The organism is Serratia sp. MYb239, assembly GCF_002966855.1.
Lineage (GTDB): Bacteria > Pseudomonadota > Gammaproteobacteria > Enterobacterales > Enterobacteriaceae > Serratia_B > Serratia_B rhizosphaerae.
On the sequence record NZ_CP023268.1, the window covers coordinates 4,144,454 to 4,162,711 of the forward strand.

Consider the following 18,258-nt stretch of genomic DNA (forward strand, 5'->3'; position numbering starts at 1 on the left):
CCCTTTACTGTAAAAACAAAAAAATAATATAAACAGATAAAATACAGATAGTTAAAATCAACTCTCGAGCCGAGAGCAGTTTGTAACAAAGGAAACTATATTGACGGGCTAATAATTCAGCGCAGTTTTCCACGCTGCGCTGAATCAAGCGGCGTTAGAACAGATTAAATTTGTAATCGACCTGCAGTTCGACCGAGTGGTTTTGCGCCCGCATCGGTTTGCCGTCGGCGGTCAATATCGGCCGGTTGTTCTGGCTTTGGTAGTTCCAGGATGGCCCGCCGGACAGCTGCAGGCTCAGGTCCTTCACCGCTGACGGCGTCCAGCGCGAATACATCAGGGTTTCGCCGCGCTGGATGCCGCGTCCCTGATACTTCATGCCCCAGCCGTAGTTGGTCACCATCCCCATTTCAACTTCCGGCGTCACGGCATAACCAAACGTCCAGGCCACCATTTTTTCGTTATGGCCGACATAGTCGTTGCCCCAACTGTCGGCCATCGAATTAAAGGTGCCGCGGCTGAGCTTCGCCAGGTGCCATTCAAAACGCCCCAGCCCCTGCGACAGGTGCGCGCGCGTATAGGAGAGACCGGCCTTGTTCTTCCAGCGCCCGGCCTGCCAGTTCAGCGACAGCGCGGCGTGGTAGGCATCGCGGTCAAAGGTTTTCTTGCTCGGCGACATGCTGGTCCAGTCCTGCAGCCCATGGTTCATATAAATCTGGGTGCCGAGCAGGGCGCGATAGTCCGCCAGCATCGCCGGCCGCCAGTCAAACTCCAGGCCGTGACGCTGCAGATAGTTATGACTTTCGCCAAAGAAATAGCGGGCGCCGTAGTCACGCTGCGCGTAGCTCAGCTCGCCAGTGGCGATCTGGCTAATCTGCTTCTTGTCGGCGGTGCGGAAATGCACTTTCTCCGGGGAGTCCCTGTCGCTGTAGCGCGTGACATAGGCGCCGCGCAGGCGCAGCGGCCCGCTGCCGGTTTCGCCGCGCCAGCCCAGATAGGTGCTCGGGATAGCGCGGGTAGAGTTATTCAGCGCGCCCCACTTTTTAATTTGCTGCCAGCCGCCGTAGAGACGCAGATAGGTATCCTCATCCCCCAGGCGCGCCTTCATATACAGCTGCCCCAGCTTGTTAAAACCTTTCGCCTGGCCATCGTCGTTATACAGCACGCTGCGCCCCCAGAAATCATCGCTGGCGGCCAGTTTGACCACGCCATAATATGACGCATCCACCCCGAGCATATCGTTGATATAGCCCGACTGGTAATCCAGCGTAATTCCCTGCCCCCACGCGGTCTGGTTAGAGCGCGAGCCGTAATCTTCCGTACTCAGGTTTTTAAATACATTGCGGAAGGAAAGATCGGCATGGCTATCATCAACAAATCCGGCAAAAACACCGCCGAATTTTTTATTTTCTGCCGCATCGGCATTAAACGCCGCCAGTGCCGCCAGAGGTAACATCATTAACAAATTACTTTTTTTGAATCCCATTTTTTTATTTTTCATAGAAAAGCTCCGTTTTCTATTTCGCCCAGGTATTGAAGTTAACGTTATAAAGAGGGCTCGCGCCCTCGGTTGATGGTGCGCGTTTGCGGGCTTTACCTGAACCGATAAAGCCCGCGTATTATTTATTCCGTTACTACAGAATTATTTTTTATTAGCGGAGGGACTTTGCAGATCGATCTTATAAATCGCAAAGCCGATGTCGTCTTTGCCGACGTAAGTCATCGGATGCTGCGCTGACTGCCTGATAAGCTGCGCGGCATGCTCATCAGGCGAGGTTTCCATGCGGATATCCAGCTTTTTCTCCGACGCGATCGGCGCAATGCTCCAGCCGTTCTTCGCCGCCGGCGCGTACTGGCCATGCTGCTGGGTTTGCGTATTGATATAGTCGGCGATGATCGAACGCACTTCATCCGGCGCATTGATCACTACGTTCTTTTCCCCGGTGCCGGCGAACTTGCCGGTAAAGGCGCGATAGTTGTTCACCGCCACCAGGAATTCAGCGTTGTCATCCAGCGGTTTGCCCTGATAGGTAACCGAGGCAATACGCTGCGCCTGCGGGTTGATCAGGTTGCAGTCGACGTCATAACGCGCCGGCTGGGTCACATCGATCTGATAACTGAGCGCGTCGAACATATCGAAGTTGTAGGCGCGGAAACCGTCCCAGTTCAGCAGCGACTGCGGCGCTTCGCTGTTCGGGTCGATCTGGTTGTACATCCCCGCCGAACACTCCAGCCACTGTTTCACGTCCTTGCCCTTCACGCGCACGGCGGCGAGGGTGTTGGCGTATTGATACAGCTGCGCCGCGTTGCGGAAGCTCAGATCGCCCTTGGCAATATCGACGAAGTCATCCGGCGCATTTTTGCGGCCGCCGACTTTAAACGGCGCGGCGGCGGTCAGCACCGGCAGATCGGCCAGATCCGGATCGCCCTGAATCATACGTTCCACATAGGCTCGCTGCGCATCGCGGATCACCTGCATCGCCGCCGTATCCTGCACCAGGGCCAGATAAGAGTCGATGCCGGCAGCCAGCTTGCCGATCGGCTTGTTGACGTATTCACGCGTGCTGTCATGGGCATTTTTCAGCGCCTCGACCAGTTCCGGCTTCGCATCCACCAGCGACTTGCCCGCCTTGCTGTCATAGATAGGGCGCGCCTCGGCCTTGCCGGAGGTGGCCTGCCATTTGCCCTCTTCACCTTCAATGACCAGATCGATCACCCCCAGGTGATCGGCCCAACGCCCCGGCATCACGGCCGGCACGCCGTTTACCGTGCCCTTGGCGATATCCACGCCCGGCAGTGAAGCGAAACTGGCGCTCGGGAAGACTCCGTGGGAGTGGCCGAAGGCGATGGCGTTAATGCCCGGCACCTGAGACAGGTAGTAGGTCGAGTTTTCCGCCAGCGCTTTGTACGGATCGGCGGAGATGCCGGAGTGGGCAATGGCGATCACCACGTCGGCACCCTCTTTACGCATCTGCGGCACCAGTTTCTTAGCCGTTTCGGTGATGTCTTTCACCACCACCTTGCCTTCCAGATGCCCCCGATCCCACAGAGCGATCTGCGGCGGCACAAAGCCGATATAGCCGATGCGCAGGTTATGCGTTTTGCCTTCGCTGTCCTTCACCGGCGTATCGACGATCAGATACTGTTTGAAGTACGGTTTCTCACCGTCGGCATGGTAGACGTTGGCGTTGATGTAAGGGAATTTGGCGCCGCTCAGCGCCAGCTGCAGGTAGTCCAGCCCGTAGTTGAACTCGTGATTGCCAACGCTGCCTACCGCGTAGTCCAGACGGTTCATCGCCTGATAAACCGGGTGCACGTCGCCTTTTTTCAGGTGCGCTGCGGCATAGTCGGCCATCGGACTGCCCTGAATCACGTCGCCGTTATCCACCAGCACGCTGTTGTCTACTTCCGCCCGCGCCGCATCGATCAGCGTGGCGGCGCGCACCAGGCCATGCTGAGCCGTTGCGCGATCCTTGTAGTAGTCGTAATCCATCATATTGCCGTGCATATCGGTGGTTTCCATCACCCGCAGATTCACCGTGGCGGCGTGGCAGACACCGGATATCATCACTGCTAATAACGTCACTTTACTGACTGATTTTAATAGTTTCATGCTACTTTCCCTGTGTGTTGAAAATTGGCCGCCCGGCGGCCAAACTGCCCCGATGTGGCCGGGTTAAAACAGCAGCCCCACCACCGTCGCATTCAAGAAGCTGACCAGCGTTGAGCCGTACAGCAATTTCAGACCAAAGCGCGCCGCGCTGTTCCCCTGCTTGCTGTCCAGCGCCTTGATCGCGCCGACGATAATGCCGATGGAGGAGAAGTTGGCGAACGACACCATAAAGACGGAGATGATCGCCACGGTACGCTCGGAGAAATTAAAGTCGCCCTGTGAGAAGTTCAGCATCGCGACAAATTCGTTACTGACGATTTTGGTCGCCATCAGGCTGCCGGCCTGCACGGCTTCATGCCACGGTACGCCGATCAGGAACGCCAGCGGCGAGAACAGGTAGCCGAGAATATCCTGGAAAGAGATGCCGAACAGCGCGGTGAAGATGGCGTTGGCCATGGCGATTAACGCGATAAAGCCGATCAGCATCGCGCCGACGATCACCGCCACTTTAAAGCCGTCGAGGATGTACTCGCTCAGCACTTCAAAAAAGCTCTGCTTCTCCCCTTCGCTGACGTCCAGCAGATCTTCCTGCGGGTTCACCTGATAAGGGTTGATCAACGACGCCATGATAAAACCGCCGAACAGGTTCAGAACTAACGCCGTCACCACGTAGCGCGGCTCCAGCATCACCATATAGGCGCCGATAATCGACATCGAGACCGTCGACATCGCCGAGGTGCACAGCGTATACAGGCGATGCTCCGGCAGCAGGCCGAGCTGTTTTTTTACCGAGATAAACACTTCGGACTGGCCGAGGATCGCCGACGCTACTGCGTTATAGGACTCCAGACGCCCCATGCCGTTGATTTTGCTGAGCCCGAGACCGATGTACTTGATGATAAAGCCCAGAATACGCCAGTGCTGCAAAATGCCGATCAGCGCGGAAATAAACACGATAGGCAGCAATACCGACAGGAAGAACGAGATCTCTCCTTTATTCAGTAGGCCGCCGAACACAAAGTTGACGCCTTCATTGGCGTAGGCCAACAGATGGCCAAATACTCCGGCCACGGCGGCGATGCCGGTATTGCCAGCGTCCGTTTTCAGCAGTAACAATGCCATAACAAATTGGCACAATAACATCACACCCAGCGGTCGGTAGCGAATATTTTTACGGTTATTACTCACCAACACCGCCAAAGCATAAATAACCAAAATGCTTGATATACCAATGAGATACTTCATATTTCTTCCCCGGGAAATTGTATGCCGCCCTGTCAGGACGCATAGTCATACATATAAAAATGTTATTTTATGAACATATCAGACACTCAATGTTATTAAAGTGACATTGAGCACAAAAAAGCCATTGGTCAACGGGAAACGCATGATTAATGGTTAAATTTTGGTTAAAACCGGCAAGCGGCGGGAAAAGCGACGGAAACAGAAAAAGGAAGCGGGAACGATAGGCGTGGCGGAGCCTGCAGATGCCCTGCCGGGGTGATGTGGATTGACTAAAAAGGGAGCAACCAAACGCTTTGTGGCAGAAAGCCGTTGACGACACCCGGCCTTTACGGTTTAATGCGCCCCGTTGCCCGGATAGCTCAGTCGGTAGAGCAGGGGATTGAAAATCCCCGTGTCCTTGGTTCGATTCCGAGTCCGGGCACCATATTCAGAAAAACCCGCCTATGGCGGGTTTTTCGCTTTCTAAGCCCGCCGAAATCAACACTTCTACAATATCTTAACTCCGCCCAACTCAACCCACATCAAGTCCCTTGCGGGGGTACAACTGAGGGTATAGTCTGATTCGATAAAATTTATACCTTTTTACTATCAGGAGTGGGGGTCAGTCCAATATCTCTAACAAAATATCCGGAATGATTAGACCATTACAAAAAGGGAAAATATGGTCGGATTACTGTTCATCGCACAACAGCTACTCCATACAACAGCATTGAACTCAAACCCGATAGTTTCCGAGTAACAGAAGTATCAGTACATTGGCACTAAAAAAGCCGGCAATATGCCGGCTTGGGTTAATTAAGCTGTACCTTCATCAGGCGACCTGTTTCCTTTTCAAACGCGCCGACCAGTTTCCCAGGTAGTGACCAGACGTATAAAGTATTCGGCGCCGTCCGTTATGCAGCGAGTTGCCGATCACCACTTCCCCGCGCGATGCCACAAAGCGACAATTGTATATACGCCATGCCGGCCGCCAGAGGATCGATACTGCATATGACACGCTAACCAACCACGACTGGTAAAAATCCCTTGTGACAGGGCTTTTTACCAGTTTCCTTATACAGAAGTAGGTAGAGCCATCATATGATAATTGTTACCATTAAATTTAAACTTCCCTACATCTTCAAATTCATTACGTGTATGGAATGCATAAGAGCGCGGATTTAGGACATTTACGAATGTCACGATCACCGGATAACGTGTTGAAAACACCTTGCGCTGATACTCAAGAAGCAATTCTCCCACACCGTTACTGCGGTATTCTTCCGCAACACAGATAGGGCCGTACTGGTATGACGTCTCGGCACTTAATTGCTGGCCTTGGTAAGCATAGTCCTTCAATATATCAGCCATATAATCAAACATTGGCCAAGGCTTGAGGAATTTCCATGAAGCACCTAACAGTAACCCTATAATCTTGTCGTCAGATTTATCAACAGCAATTATTACGCCGTTTTCTGAATTACATAATTCAATGAGTTGCTGCTCTGTCATATCAGTAGTCACAAATCCATTAGCACGCTGCTCACCTTCAAGGTTTTTAGCATGATAGCGCTCAAGCAATTTTTTGACCTGTGGGATATCGGTAGCTTGAGCTAAGCGAACATGTATATTTTCGTTTTTCATCATTATACTCCTACAAAATATTTTACTGAAAGTGTAACCATCATTGCCCCGACTGTAACAAACAGTGCTTTTCGGATTATTTCACCATTCGTATTGATTGCGTGCATGGAACCAATATGGTTACCCAATAGACTAGCAATAATCATCGGGATACCAATTAAGTAGGCCATTTTACCAGCAATAGCAAAAGCCACAAACGCACCAATATTCGAAGAGAAGTTGAATATTTTACTAGTCGCAGATGCCTGCAACAGTCCAAATCTATTTATCACGGTCAATGCAATGATAAAAAGACTACCGGTGCCAGGACCAAAGAAACCATCATAAAAACCGACTATAAAACAAACGATGAAGATTGCCATGAAGTTGGTCTTAACTTCCCCATCGATAGCTTCTTTTATCTTCCCTTTTACCACTGCTGCAATCAAGCCAATAGGAAGTAAGCCAACAATGATAATAGATAGCGTTTCAGCGGGTAAAAGAAGAATAACTTTCGCCCCCACATAAGCGCCAGCCAGGGCTGATATAAGTCCAGCTGGCACAACTGACCATATTACCGATTTGTTTTTCATAAAATTCTTTATGGCGGCAACTGTGCCAATGGTACTGACCAGCTTTTCCTGCCCCAAAGCCAGCTGGGGAGGTAAGCCTGTCAAAATAAAGGCAGGTATAAGGATCAATCCCGCACCACCGGCGATGGCATCGATGTAGCCGGCCACAAATGAAGCTGCGACCAATAAAAACACCCCAAGAAGAAGGTATTTTTCTATTACACTTCCCTCAACGAACATTGAGTTATTTAACAAATCAAACATGTAAATTACCGTTTATATAGTACGTAAATGATGAAGACAACTAGAAGGGGAAACCAACTGTGATTCTATTGGCCTTTTCTTCATTCCAAAAACACGTAACAGCCATCGGTCAGTTCCATCAAATCGCGGCTCAAAAGCATTACGTGTATGCATAGTCCTCTGATTTAGAAAAGTAACAGCATCACCAGGCTCAAGAGGAACATCAAACCAAAGATCATGTTCAAGAGTGACAAAGCGCATTTTTTCTAAAGCGGCTTCAGCTTTTAGCGTCATACCATTAGTATTGTGCCAATCAAAGCGTGAATACCATTTCCCATCATTCTTAACAATGACAGGGACTTCTTCAACTGATGACGCCTCAGCGAAGCTCGCAGGTCTATTTATTTTGAATATAGGTTTTGAAAGGGTATCAATAACATCAGGTGTTAGATGAGAGAGTATTTCATCAAGTTTTAGAAGACTCGTATTCACACCTTCCTCTTTCCTCAAACACAATAACGTTAATGTATCTGGGCAAGAACCTAATAATTTTGACTCCCTCTCACCAGTTATGCGAAGGTCTGGGTTATCCACATGTGGATAGAAATCAAACTTTGCCCCTTGCGAACTAATTATGCCTTCAGCTTTTATCATGGGGCAAACATGACGGATTAAGTGGCCATCATTTTCCCCCTGATATACCACAGGCCATAATCCCGCTTCAAAATGCGCAGCAAGATAGGCTCCGTGTAAGTCTGAATTTTTTGACTCTACATAATCAGCATGAGACGATTTGGTCGGTGTTTCTGTTAATTCACTTTCGTTAAATACTTTCAATTTCCAAATTACATAGCACTCACTATCCAGCTTTGTTCTAAACTCATCAGGAGATATAGGAAGCGACTCTCTGATTTTATCAGCTTTTGATAGTATAACTCCATTCTTCATAAACATACCCTGTCCTGAAGCGGTCAATTATAATTATTCATGTGTTGTCGTCACATGACGTATACATATACAAGATTAGAAAATAGGAAATATATATACAAACAACCAATCCATAAATGTACCTTATGATTTATACCTTACAATTCCCAGACTCATCAAGAGGGCAAAAAAATCCAGAACAAATATCTTAAATTAGTAAACACGCAAGCAATACATCTTAGTTTACATAAAATTTACAAACTTTATCCTACAAAAAAGAGAGCTGAAACGCATCAGCACCCCAGGTCAACATAATTCATATACAAATATGGAATTACCAAATAACCATACATTCCAGAAAGCACCACGATTAGCTTTGGGGGGGTGAGGCGCAATATAATGTAGAAAGCGCCCCTGACGCTCAGTGTAACCTGCAGGCTCGCATGTTTACGCCACGGATGACCGAGGAACCGCCACTGGTAGCGCAGCTTCAGGCATTGCATATAAGTCAGTGAGTTGACATGAGCCGCACAAGTTCCCTATGCACGTGTTTTGATCTCATCTCTGATTTAGTACTGCACTGATGTACAACCGCCGTCAGTGGTCGGACAGTTCGCGTAAAACCCGTAACTCAGGGCCAGGCGAATCGCCGGCGACAGCTGCTGATAATCACTGACATCGATACGTTCGAGGTCGAATTTCTCAGCCAGGCCGTAAACCGGCATAGGGGCAGTCCAAATATACGGCAGGATCGTCTACCGGCATAAGGGCAGTCCATTATGTGATTGTCGGCGACACTATCTCTCCGTGGCTGGGCGATGCGCTGGCCTTTGTGAAAGCGCTGGGGGCGGCCTTTTCCGCCATGGTGGGCCAGGCGGCTGCGGGACGGCTGCTGTTCAGTATGGGGCGTAGCGGCGCGCTGCCGGGTTCCCTCAGCCAGGTCGGCAAACGCAGCGGGCTGCCGGTGACCGCGCTGCTGGCCGCCGCCGCGGTCAACACCGTGCTGGCGGTAGTCGCCGCCAGCGTCGACAACGGGCTGTCGCAGCTGGTCTCGTTTGTGGATGTGGGGGCGATCTGCGGCTTTATTCTGCTGCACTGTTCGGTAATCGGCCTGTTTCTGGTGAAGCGCCGCCTGCGCAGCCTGCGCGCGCTGCTGGCCTGCGGGCTGGTGCCGTTGCTGGGGATCGCGGTGCTGGCGCCGGTGCTGTTCCATATTCACACCCCGGCGCTGGCGGCCGGGGCGCTGTGGTTGCTGGTAGGGCTGGTGGTGCTGTGGCGCCGTCGGGCGTCATTTTAAAGCAGCGGCCTCGTCGTTTAACGCAGCGGTTCGCGGGTGGTTACGCCATTCACCAGTCGGTTAATCCCCAGCGGGTTTTCATCCTTCAGGGCATCCGGCAGCAGCGCCTGGGGATAATCCTGATAACAGACCGGGCGCAGGAAGCGATCGATAGCCAGGGTGCCCACCGAGGTGCCGCGGGCGTCCGACGTGGCAGGCCAGGGGCCGCCGTGCACCATGGCGTCGCACACCTCCACGCCGGTGGGATAACCGTTCAGCAGCAGACGCCCCGCCTTCTCTTCCAGCAGATTCACCAGCTCGCGGCAGCCGCGCAGATCGTCCGGCTCGGCGATGAGCGTCGCGGTGAGCTGGCCGTGCATTCCCTGTAGCGCCTGCAATAACCCCCGTGCGCTGCCGGCCTCCACCGCCACGGTCGCCGGGCCGAACACCTCTTCCTGCAACAGCTCATCACCGCTGGCCAGCAAGGCGGCATCGGCCTTAAACAGCCAGGGAGCAGCCTGATTATCGTCACGCGCTTCGCCGGTCAGCGTTTCAACCTGCGGATGCCGGCTCAGCCGGGTAAGCCCCTGACGATAGTGCTGCAGGATCCCGGCATTCAACATCACCTGCGCCGGGCGGCTGGCCATTTCATCACGCAGCGCCAGCAGAAACTCGCTATATTCCGCCCCTGCCGCGCCGATAATCAGCCCCGGGTTCGTGCAGAACTGGCCGCAGCCCAGCACCACGGAATCCGCCAGCTCGCGGGCGATCTGCGGCCCACGGCGGCGCAGGGCTTCCGGCAGCAGAATGATGGGGTTGATGCTGCTCATTTCGGCAAATACCGGAATCGGCTGCGGACGGCTGGCCGCCATATCGAAAATGGCCCGTCCGCCGCGCAACGAGCCGGTAAACCCCACCGCCTGAATCAACGGGTGTCTGACCAACACTTCGCCGATGGTGGTGCCGTAAATCATGCTGAACACGCCTGCGGGCATGCCGGTCTGGCGCGCGGCGCGGAGGATGGCGTCGACAACGCATTCCGCCGTTGCCATATGGCCGGTGTGGGCCTTAAACACCACCGGGCAGCCCGCCGCCAGCGCGGCCGCGGTATCGCCGCCGGCGGTAGAGAACGCCAGCGGGAAGTTGCTGGCGCCAAACACGGCCACCGGCCCCACGCCAAGCCGCGCCTGGCGCAGATCGGGGCGCGGCAACGGCTGCCGATCCGGCAACGCCGTATCGATACGGGCTCCCAGACAGTCGCCGCGCCGCAGTACGCTGGCAAACAGCCGCATCTGGCCGCTGGTGCGCCCGCGTTCACCGCGCAACCGGGCCACGGGCAACGCCGTCTCCCGGCTGGCAAGGGCCAGAAACTCGTCGTCCAGCGTATCCAGCTCATCGGCAATGGCTTCCAGAAACCGGGCCCGATGTTCCGGCGCCAGGCGGCTATAAACGCTAAAGGCGCGACGGGCCGCCTCGCAGGCGGCGGCAGCCTCCTGTTCGGTGGCCTGATAAAAACGCCACGGCAGCGCTTCGCCGCTGACCGCGTCCAGGCTTTCCAGTACGGTATCTCCCTGGGCGCTGCGTTCGCTGCCGATAAAGTTGTATCCGGTAATCTTCATGACCTGATGCTCATCTCGTTAGTGTGAATGTCGGGGTAAGTTGTCGTCATTAACCACCCGCAAATAGAGGGTCGCCGGCTCCAGGCAGCCGCCGGTGGAAAGCTGGCCGACCATGCTGCGGTAAATTTCCTGCCATGGCGTCTGAGAAGGCGGATGCGTGGGCGTAAAGGCCGCCCGACGGCGTTCCATTTCGCTATCGTCAATCAGCAGATCGACCCGGCGCTGGTTAAGATCCACCCGCAGACGATCGTTGGTTTGCAGCAGCGCCAGCCCGCCGCCGACGGCGGCTTCCGGCGACATATTGAGGATCGACGGGCTGGCGGAGGTGCCGCTCTGGCGTCCGTCCCCCAGACAGGGCAGCGAGGTTACCCCCTGTTTCAGCAGCGCCGTCGGCGGCGCCATATTGACCACTTCAGCGCTGCCGGGATAGCCGACGGTACCAGCGCCGCGGATCACCAGAATCGAGCGGGCGTCAATCGCCAGTTCGGGATCGTTAATCCGCGCGTGGTAATCCTCCGGGCCATCGAACACGATGGCCCGCGCCTCGAAGCAGTTTTCCGCACCGGGTTCGCTGAGCCACGTTTTACGGAATTCGTCACCTACCACCGACATCTTCATAATCGCGCTGTCGAAGAAGTTGCCGCTCAGCACAATGAAGCCCGCCCGGTGTTTAAGCGGATTTTCCCAGTCGTGAATCACATCCGCATTGTGGTTGCCGGACTCGCGGGCGATGTCGCCAATGGCTTTGCCGCTGACCGTCAGGCAGGATTCGTTGAGGCGACCGGCTTTCTGCAATTCATGCAGCACCGCCGGAACCCCGCCGGCGCGGTGGAAGCCCTCCCCCAGATAGCGTCCGGCAGGCATGCAGTCCACCAGCAGCGGCACCGCTTCGCCCACCCGCTGCCAGTCATCCAGAGTCAGCGCAACACCAGCATGGCGGGCGATGGCGATCAGGTGCGGCGGACAGTTGCTGGATGCCCCCAGCGCCGAGGCAACGGTAATGGCGTTTTCAAACGCCGCTTTGGTCAGAATCTTCGACGGACGCAGATCGTCCCACACCATTTGGCAGATGTGTTTGCCGGTGCGATAGGCCATCTGCCCGCGCTCGCGATAAGGAGCCGGAATGCTGGCGCAGCCCGGCAGCGACATGCCGAGCGCTTCGGCCAGCGCGTTCATCGATAGCGCGGTCCCCATCGTGTTGCAGTGGCCGATGGACGGCGAAGAAGCGGTAGTCAGCTCCATGAAGCCTTCGTAGTCGATTTCGCCGGTGGCCAGCAGGTTGCGTGCATGCCAAATCACCGTGCCGGAACCAATCAGCTCCCCTTTATAGTGGCCGTCAAGCATCGGCCCGCCGGACAGTACGATGGCAGGCAGATCGGTGGTGGCGGCCGCCATCAGGCAGGCTGGCGTGGTTTTATCGCAGCCGGTGGTCAGCACCACGCCATCCAAAGGATAGCCGTGCAGGATCTCCACCAGCCCCAGATAGGCCAGGTTACGATCCAGCGCCGCGGTGGGACGGCGGCTCTGCTCGGCGATGGGGTGAACCGGAAATTCCATCGGAATGCCGCCGGCATCGCGAATGCCGGCCTTCACCCGTTCCGCCAGCGCCTGGTGGTGGCGGTTGCAGGGGGTCAGATCGCTGCCGGTCTGAGCGATGCCGATAATCGGACGCCCGGATTGCAGCTCCTCGCGGGTCAGTCCGTAGTTCATATAGCGTTCGACGTACAGCGCCGTCATATCGGCGTGTTCAGGATCGTCGAACCAGCGCTGGCTGCGCAGTTTGGGTACCGGTTTATCCTTCATGATTTTTCTCTCTTATTAGTATGGCGCCCGGGGCGCGATGATGGGGTGACCGGCCGACGGCATCCTGAATCAGTGTCAGATCGCGGCCGCGGGTTTCCACGGAAAGCCAGCTACCGGCGAGCGTAATGCCCCCCAGAACAATAGTGTATGCGGCCAGCACCCAGGGGGCGCCGTCGGCCAGTCCTGTGAGCCAGATCCCGAGTAGCGGCGCCAGTCCGCCGGAAAGCAGCGCGCCGACCTCGCGGGAAAGCGCCACGCCGGAATAACGGTAGCGGTTGCCGAATAGCTCGGTGAAGTGGGCGCACTGAGCGCCGAGCATGCTGTTGGCGCCGATGGCAAAACCGCCGACGATCGCCAGAGTGATAAGCCAGGGATTACCGCTGGCGATCATCATCCAGGCCGGGAAGGCCCAGAGCATGCAGAACAGCGCCCCGGCGCGGTAAACCCGCAACCGCCCCACGCGGTCCGACAGGGCGCCGAACAGCGGCGTGGTGATAACGCTCGCCACGCTGGCCAGCAGTACGGCATTGGTGCCGATCTGCGCGAAGGCGGCGCTCTGCTGGGCCTGGGTGGCGGCGTAGCCGGTCAGAAAGGCGATGGACACCGTGGCGTACAGGGTGGAGCTGCCGGTTTCCGCCATGCGCATCAGAATGGTGGCGGCCAGCGGACGTCGCGCGTCGCGCATGACCGCCCGCATCGGCGTCTTAATCACCTGCTGCTGGGTTTCCAGGGTCTTAAACACCGGGCTTTCTTTCAGCCTTAAGCGCACCCAGATAGCGACGGCGATCAACACCACGCTCAGCAGGAAAGGAATGCGCCAGCCCCAGCTCAGGATCTGCTGTTCGCTCAGCAACAACTGCATAACCCGAAAGGTGATGGTCGCCAGCGCCAGTCCGGAAAAAACACCGATAAAGGGCAGTGCCGCATACCAGCCGCGGCGTTTCGGAGGCGCCAGCTCCGCCATCAGGGTGGCGGCGCCGGACTGTTCAGCGCCGGCGCCGAAGCCCTGAAGCAGCCGCAGGGCAACCAGCAGCACGGCGCCCAGCGGCCCGGCGGGCAGCAGGCCGATCAGCGTGGTGGCGACCCCCATCAGCCCGATGGTGATCAGCAAGACCAGTTTACGGCCTTTGCGATCGCCCAGCGAACCGAAAAACAGGCCGCCGAAAGGCCGGGCCAGGAACCCGGCGCCATAGGTGGCGAAGCTTGCCAACAGCGCACCGGTAACCCCCAGCGAGGGGAAGAAAATATGGCCGAAGACCAGCGCCGACGCCAGCCCGTAAATGGCAAAATCGTAATACTCCAGCGCGCTACCAACGGCGCCGGTGAAGATTGCCCGCCGCAGCTGGCGCGGATCGGGCGTAGAAGAGTGATTCTGTACACGCATAGCATGCTCCTTCAGTGGGATTGCCTTACAGCGTGATTTCAGGATGGCGGGCGTTACAGCAGGCGGCGCCGGCTCAGATTGTCGAACAGCGCGCGCAGACCGAAGGTCCAGGGCGGTGCCTGGTCGCTGGTGGTGACCCGATTGCGCAAAGCGCCCAGCATCGGCGTGCCGATAGTGACGATATCGCCGGGCCGGTGGGTAAAACCGGCGCCGGGGCGATCCCGGTCCTGGGTGGGAGCGAACAGCGTGCCCAGGAACAGCGCAAAGCCGTCGGGATACTGGTGGTTGGCGTTCAGGGTCTGCCTGACCAGCTCTTCAGGATCGCGGCTAATGGCGCTCATGGCACTCAGTCCGTGAAGCTGGAAACCCTCTTCGCCCTGAACCGTCAGTTCCACCTCGCAGTTGCGTACGTGATCCAGGGTAAAGCTGTCATCGAACAGGCGAATAAAGGGGCCGATGGCGCAGGAGGCATTATTGTCCTTGGCTTTGCTGAGCAGCAGCGCGCTGCGCCCTTCGAAGTCACGCAGGTTGACGTCGTTGCCCAGCGTCGCCCCCTGAATCCGGCCGCGACTGTTAACCAGCAGCACCACTTCCGGCTCCGGGTTATTCCAGCTGGAATGGGGATGAATGCCGATGGCGGCGCCGCTGCCGACACTGGCCAGCACCGGCGCCTTGGTAAAGATCTCGGCGTCGGGGCCAATGCCGACTTCCAGATACTGGGACCACAGGCCGCGTTCAATCAGCAACTGCTTCAGGGCGGCGGCCCGTTCGGAGCCGGGTTTGACCGCCCGCAGATCCGGGCCGGTGAGATCGTAGATACGGGCCCGCAGGCCGCTGGCCAGTTCACCGTCGCCGGCGGCCTGCTCCTCGATCACCCGCTCCAGCATGCTGTCGACGAAGGTGACCCCGGCGGCCTTAATCACCTGCAGGTCGATGGGGGATAGCAGGTACGGGCGTGCAGGGTCCGGCGCATCGCCGCCGTTGGCCAGCAGCTCACAAAGTGAGCCGATATGGCGTCCCTTTGTCTGGCGTATCACATCCCCGGGGTTTTCCAGTTCCAGAAGTCCGGCGACGGTGGCAGCCTGTTGCGAAATATCGAAGACGTCGTCGCCGCGAATAACTACCGGCGAAGGACCGGGACAGGGGCCGGGAACCCAGGCGCGGCCGATCAGGCAGCCGCGGGTTCCGTCTTCGGGCAGGGTGTTTGCAGGATTCAGAGCGATGGTCATGGGAGTTTCTCCTCATTGTTGTTGCCGTTACGTTATGCGGCGGGAGAGATAAACTCCAATGGCATTCATTCAGTCATCGATAACCAGGGGTTATCGGTTATTCAAGGGCGCACTATGTCTGATATGTCGTTTACCAGCTTCTGTCACTGGCTAAAGTTCCGCCATCTGTTGTTGATAGATACTCTTGGTCGTACCGGGAATATGCATCTGGCGGCCGAACAGATGAGCCTGAGCCAGCCCGCGCTCAGTAAAATGCTCAGGGAGATCGAGAACCAGTTCGGTTTCCCGCTGTTTGAGCGCCTGCCGCGCAGTATGCCGCCCACGGCGCTGGGCGGCGAGGTGGTGCGCTACGCGCAGATTGCGCTCAACGATGCGCGGGGATTTGTGGCGCGCATCGACAGTCTGCGGGCCGGTGGCCACGGACACCTGCGGGTGGGAGGGATCTTCGCCGCCACGGCGGTGGCGCTGCCCCAGGCCATCATCAGTATCAAAAAGCGCTGGCCGCTGCTGGCGATTGAAGTGGTGGAACAGACCAGCGATCATCTGATGGAAATGCTAAAGGCACGCACCCTGGACCTGGCTATCGGTCGTTTTACCGAGCCTCAACAGCAACAGCTGTTCGACTTCCGCCCGATGGGGCCGGAACCGTTCTGCCTGGTGGTGAATCGCCGCCATCCGCTGGCCGGGCAGGATCGGCGCTACAGCCTGGGAGAACTCCTGGCGTGGCCGTGGATCCTCTACCCTCAAGGGACGCCGATTCGTCGCCAGATGGAGGAGGCCTTCGCGGCGGCCGGCGTTGCCACGCCGCACAATACCGTTGAAACCATCTCGATGCAGACCTTCCTTCAGGTACTACAGGGCGGCCCGATGATCGGCATGCTGCCGGAAGCCATGGCCGCCGCTCATCTGCACGGGGGACTGCTGAGCGTGCTGAACACCGATCTACGGCTGGCACCGCAGGAATATGGCGTACTGACCCGGCGCAGTGAACCGCTTACCGAGATCGCCCGGGAGTTTATGGCGCTGTTGCTGGAGCCGGAAACGTTGGCCGAAACGTAAGAGAGCTGGCTTCAGAACATGCCGCACCCACCAACATCAAGTGTAACTCATTGACCAGCAGGATTTATCTTGCAGGGGGTCGCCGACCAGGATCAGGTCCGATATGCTGTAATACCCATGTCGCCCCCCGCTCACCCCGCCTATGAACCCCGTCACAAAATAGCAACCTAACAGTTACCCTGCTTACTAACAGACATACCCGTCAGCCATTATTAACCCATTGTTAACATAATCGATTTCCTACGGCTGCCGCCGATTGATGTGCCGGACACATCAATCCATGTGTAAATTGCACTTATTTACTCTCCCCCGTTCCTGCAGTCTCCAGAGCAGGCGCAGCCAAAAGCGCCACTGACAAACTGGAGACAACCATGCACTCATCGACCTCACCCATGACAGCCCGGGGACGCGCCGGCGCGATACTGCGCGTAACCTCAGGCAACTTTCTTGAGCAGTTTGATTTCTTCCTGTTCGGGTTTTATGCCACCTATATCGCCCATACCTTTTTCCCGGCCAGCAGTGAATTTGCTTCGCTGATGATGACCTTCGCCGTCTTCGGCGCCGGCTTTCTGATGCGCCCCATCGGCGCGGTGGTGCTGGGCGCCTACATCGATAAAGTCGGCCGCCGTAAGGGGCTGATCGTCACGCTGTCGATCATGGCCGCCGGCACCTTCCTGATTGTGCTGATCCCGTCTTATCAGAGCATCGGGCTGTGGGCGCCGCTGCTGGTGCTATTCGGGCGTCTGCTGCAGGGCTTCTCCGCCGGCGCAGAGCTGGGCGGCGTTTCGGTGTATCTGGCGGAAATCGCCACGCCGGGCCGCAAGGGGTTTTACACCAGTTGGCAGTCCGGCAGCCAACAGGTCGCCATCATGGTGGCGGCGGCGATCGGCTTTGCCCTGAATGCGGCGCTGGAAGAGAGCGCGATCCGTGAATGGGGCTGGCGCATACCGTTCCTGCTAGGCTGCGCCATCGTGCCCTTTATCTTTGTTTTACGCCGCAAACTGGAAGAAACCGAGGAATTCAGCGCCCGCCGCAACCACCTGGCGATGCGGCAGGTTTTCCGCACGCTGCTCGCCAACTGGCAGGTGGTTATCGCCGGTATGCTGATGGTGGCAATGACCACCACCGCCTTTTACCTGATTACCGTCTATGCGCCGACCTTCGGCAAAAAAGTGCTGATGCTGAGCGCCTCCGACAGCCTGCTGGTGACGCTGCTGGTCGCCATTTCAAACTTCATCTGGCTGCCGGTGGGCGGCGCCCTGTCGGACCGCTTCGGCCGTAAGCCGGTTCTGGTGGCAATGACGCTGCTGGCGCTGGCTACCGCCTATCCGGCGCTGGCGCTGTTGGCCGCCACCCCCACCTTCTCGATGATGCTGAGCGTACTGCTGTGGCTGTCCTTTATTTACGGCCTGTACAACGGCGCCATGATCCCGGCGCTGACGGAAATTATGCCGACGGAAGTGCGGGTTGCCGGTTTCTCACTGGCTTACAGCCTGGCGACGGCGGTATTCGGCGGCTTTACGCCGGTGATATCCACCGCGCTGATCGAATTCACCGGGGATAAGGCCTCGCCGGGCTACTGGATGAGCTTTGCCGCCGTGTGCGCCCTGCTGGCGACGCTGTATCTGTACCGCCGTCGCACCTTGACCCTGCAAACCTCACATTAATCCCGCAGCCAGGAATGACATC

The 18,258-nt window shown here is 56.7% G+C and carries 13 protein-coding genes and 1 tRNA gene; 4 read left to right on the top strand and 10 right to left on the bottom strand.

Translation table 11 applies throughout. From position 1 onward, the window contains the following. Window positions 1–154: 154 nt before the first annotated feature. The 3 genes from CLM71_RS19815 to CLM71_RS19825 form a co-directional block, all read right to left on the bottom strand. A complete protein-coding gene (locus CLM71_RS19815) occupies window positions 155–1,456 on the bottom strand; it encodes an OprD family outer membrane porin (protein WP_234008597.1) in 1,302 nt (433 codons plus the stop codon). A 183-nt stretch (window positions 1,457–1,639) separates the two neighbouring features. Next, complete coding sequence (locus CLM71_RS19820; RefSeq protein WP_105232519.1) at window positions 1,640–3,610, bottom strand: bifunctional 2',3'-cyclic-nucleotide 2'-phosphodiesterase/3'-nucleotidase; 1,971 nt, start codon at window positions 3,608–3,610, stop codon at window positions 1,640–1,642. 63 nt (window positions 3,611–3,673) lie between these two features. Next, window positions 3,674–4,855, bottom strand: coding sequence for a NupC/NupG family nucleoside CNT transporter (locus CLM71_RS19825; protein WP_105232520.1), 1,182 nt, complete (start codon window positions 4,853–4,855; stop codon window positions 3,674–3,676). A gap of 348 nt (window positions 4,856–5,203) precedes the next feature. On the opposite strand from CLM71_RS19825, the gene CLM71_RS19830 reads away from it, so the two are divergent. Beyond that, a tRNA-Phe gene (locus CLM71_RS19830) sits at window positions 5,204–5,279 on the top strand. 629 nt (window positions 5,280–5,908) lie between these two features. Here CLM71_RS19830 and CLM71_RS19835 read toward each other — a convergent pair. The 3 genes from CLM71_RS19835 to CLM71_RS24050 are packed head-to-tail and all read right to left on the bottom strand — an operon-like array spanning window position 5,909 to window position 8,226. Further along, a complete protein-coding gene (locus CLM71_RS19835) occupies window positions 5,909–6,481 on the bottom strand; it encodes a GNAT family N-acetyltransferase (protein WP_232251604.1) in 573 nt (190 codons plus the stop codon). Further along, complete coding sequence (locus CLM71_RS19840; protein WP_232251603.1) at window positions 6,481–7,293, bottom strand: TSUP family transporter; 813 nt, start codon at window positions 7,291–7,293, stop codon at window positions 6,481–6,483. Before CLM71_RS19840 ends, CLM71_RS19835 begins: the two co-directional genes overlap by 1 nt. A 12-nt stretch (window positions 7,294–7,305) precedes the next feature. After that, complete coding sequence (locus CLM71_RS24050) at window positions 7,306–8,226, bottom strand: TauD/TfdA family dioxygenase (RefSeq protein ID WP_111736409.1); 921 nt, start codon at window positions 8,224–8,226, stop codon at window positions 7,306–7,308. A gap of 754 nt (window positions 8,227–8,980) precedes the next feature. On the opposite strand from CLM71_RS24050, the gene CLM71_RS19855 reads away from it, so the two are divergent. Then, the gene (locus CLM71_RS19855) at window positions 8,981–9,496 is read left to right on the top strand and encodes an amino acid permease (RefSeq protein ID WP_105232522.1); all 516 of its coding nucleotides are present in this window, start codon (window positions 8,981–8,983) and stop codon (window positions 9,494–9,496) included. Window positions 9,497–9,513: 17 nt separating this feature from the next. Here the strand turns inward: CLM71_RS19855 and CLM71_RS19860 are convergent, their stop codons facing one another. Genes CLM71_RS19860 through CLM71_RS19875 form a run of 4 tightly spaced genes read right to left on the bottom strand, consistent with a single transcriptional unit; the run spans window position 9,514 to window position 15,510 of the window. Further along, window positions 9,514–11,094, bottom strand: coding sequence for an aldehyde dehydrogenase (NADP(+)) (locus tag CLM71_RS19860; RefSeq protein WP_105232523.1), 1,581 nt, complete (start codon window positions 11,092–11,094; stop codon window positions 9,514–9,516). Between the two features lie 18 nt (window positions 11,095–11,112). Further along, complete coding sequence (locus CLM71_RS19865) at window positions 11,113–12,897, bottom strand: IlvD/Edd family dehydratase (protein ID WP_105232524.1); 1,785 nt, start codon at window positions 12,895–12,897, stop codon at window positions 11,113–11,115. After that, on the bottom strand, window positions 12,887–14,281 hold the full coding sequence (locus tag CLM71_RS19870; RefSeq protein WP_105232525.1) for an MFS transporter: 1,395 nt from the start codon (window positions 14,279–14,281) through the stop codon (window positions 12,887–12,889). Before CLM71_RS19870 ends, CLM71_RS19865 begins: the two co-directional genes overlap by 11 nt. Before the next feature lie 53 nt (window positions 14,282–14,334). After that, the gene (locus CLM71_RS19875) at window positions 14,335–15,510 is read right to left on the bottom strand and encodes a fumarylacetoacetate hydrolase family protein (RefSeq protein ID WP_105232526.1); all 1,176 of its coding nucleotides are present in this window, start codon (window positions 15,508–15,510) and stop codon (window positions 14,335–14,337) included. 114 nt (window positions 15,511–15,624) lie between these two features. On the opposite strand from CLM71_RS19875, the gene CLM71_RS19880 reads away from it, so the two are divergent. After that, entirely contained in the window at window positions 15,625–16,569 is a 945-nt protein-coding gene (locus CLM71_RS19880) for a LysR family transcriptional regulator (RefSeq protein ID WP_105232527.1), read from the top strand. A gap of 371 nt (window positions 16,570–16,940) precedes the next feature. After that, the gene (locus CLM71_RS19885; RefSeq protein ID WP_105232528.1) at window positions 16,941–18,236 is read left to right on the top strand and encodes an MFS transporter; all 1,296 of its coding nucleotides are present in this window, start codon (window positions 16,941–16,943) and stop codon (window positions 18,234–18,236) included. Window positions 18,237–18,258: the final 22 nt, after the last annotated feature.

Coding starts and splice junctions, on each gene's coding strand:
- CLM71_RS19840 (WP_232251603.1), bottom strand. CDS start 7,293: ATGTTTGATTTGTTAAATAACTCAATGTTCGTTGAGGGAAGTGTAATA.
- CLM71_RS24050 (WP_111736409.1), bottom strand. CDS start 8,226: ATGTTTATGAAGAATGGAGTTATACTATCAAAAGCTGATAAAATCAGA.
- CLM71_RS19870 (WP_105232525.1), bottom strand. CDS start 14,281: ATGCGTGTACAGAATCACTCTTCTACGCCCGATCCGCGCCAGCTGCGG.
- CLM71_RS19825 (WP_105232520.1), bottom strand. CDS start 4,855: ATGAAGTATCTCATTGGTATATCAAGCATTTTGGTTATTTATGCTTTG.
- CLM71_RS19835 (WP_232251604.1), bottom strand. CDS start 6,481: ATGATGAAAAACGAAAATATACATGTTCGCTTAGCTCAAGCTACCGAT.
- CLM71_RS19875 (WP_105232526.1), bottom strand. CDS start 15,510: ATGACCATCGCTCTGAATCCTGCAAACACCCTGCCCGAAGACGGAACC.
- CLM71_RS19885 (WP_105232528.1), top strand. CDS start 16,941: ATGCACTCATCGACCTCACCCATGACAGCCCGGGGACGCGCCGGCGCG.
- CLM71_RS19865 (WP_105232524.1), bottom strand. CDS start 12,897: ATGAAGGATAAACCGGTACCCAAACTGCGCAGCCAGCGCTGGTTCGAC.
- CLM71_RS19820 (WP_105232519.1), bottom strand. CDS start 3,610: ATGAAACTATTAAAATCAGTCAGTAAAGTGACGTTATTAGCAGTGATG.
- CLM71_RS19860 (WP_105232523.1), bottom strand. CDS start 11,094: ATGAAGATTACCGGATACAACTTTATCGGCAGCGAACGCAGCGCCCAG.
- CLM71_RS19815 (WP_234008597.1), bottom strand. CDS start 1,456: ATGATGTTACCTCTGGCGGCACTGGCGGCGTTTAATGCCGATGCGGCA.
- CLM71_RS19880 (WP_105232527.1), top strand. CDS start 15,625: ATGTCTGATATGTCGTTTACCAGCTTCTGTCACTGGCTAAAGTTCCGC.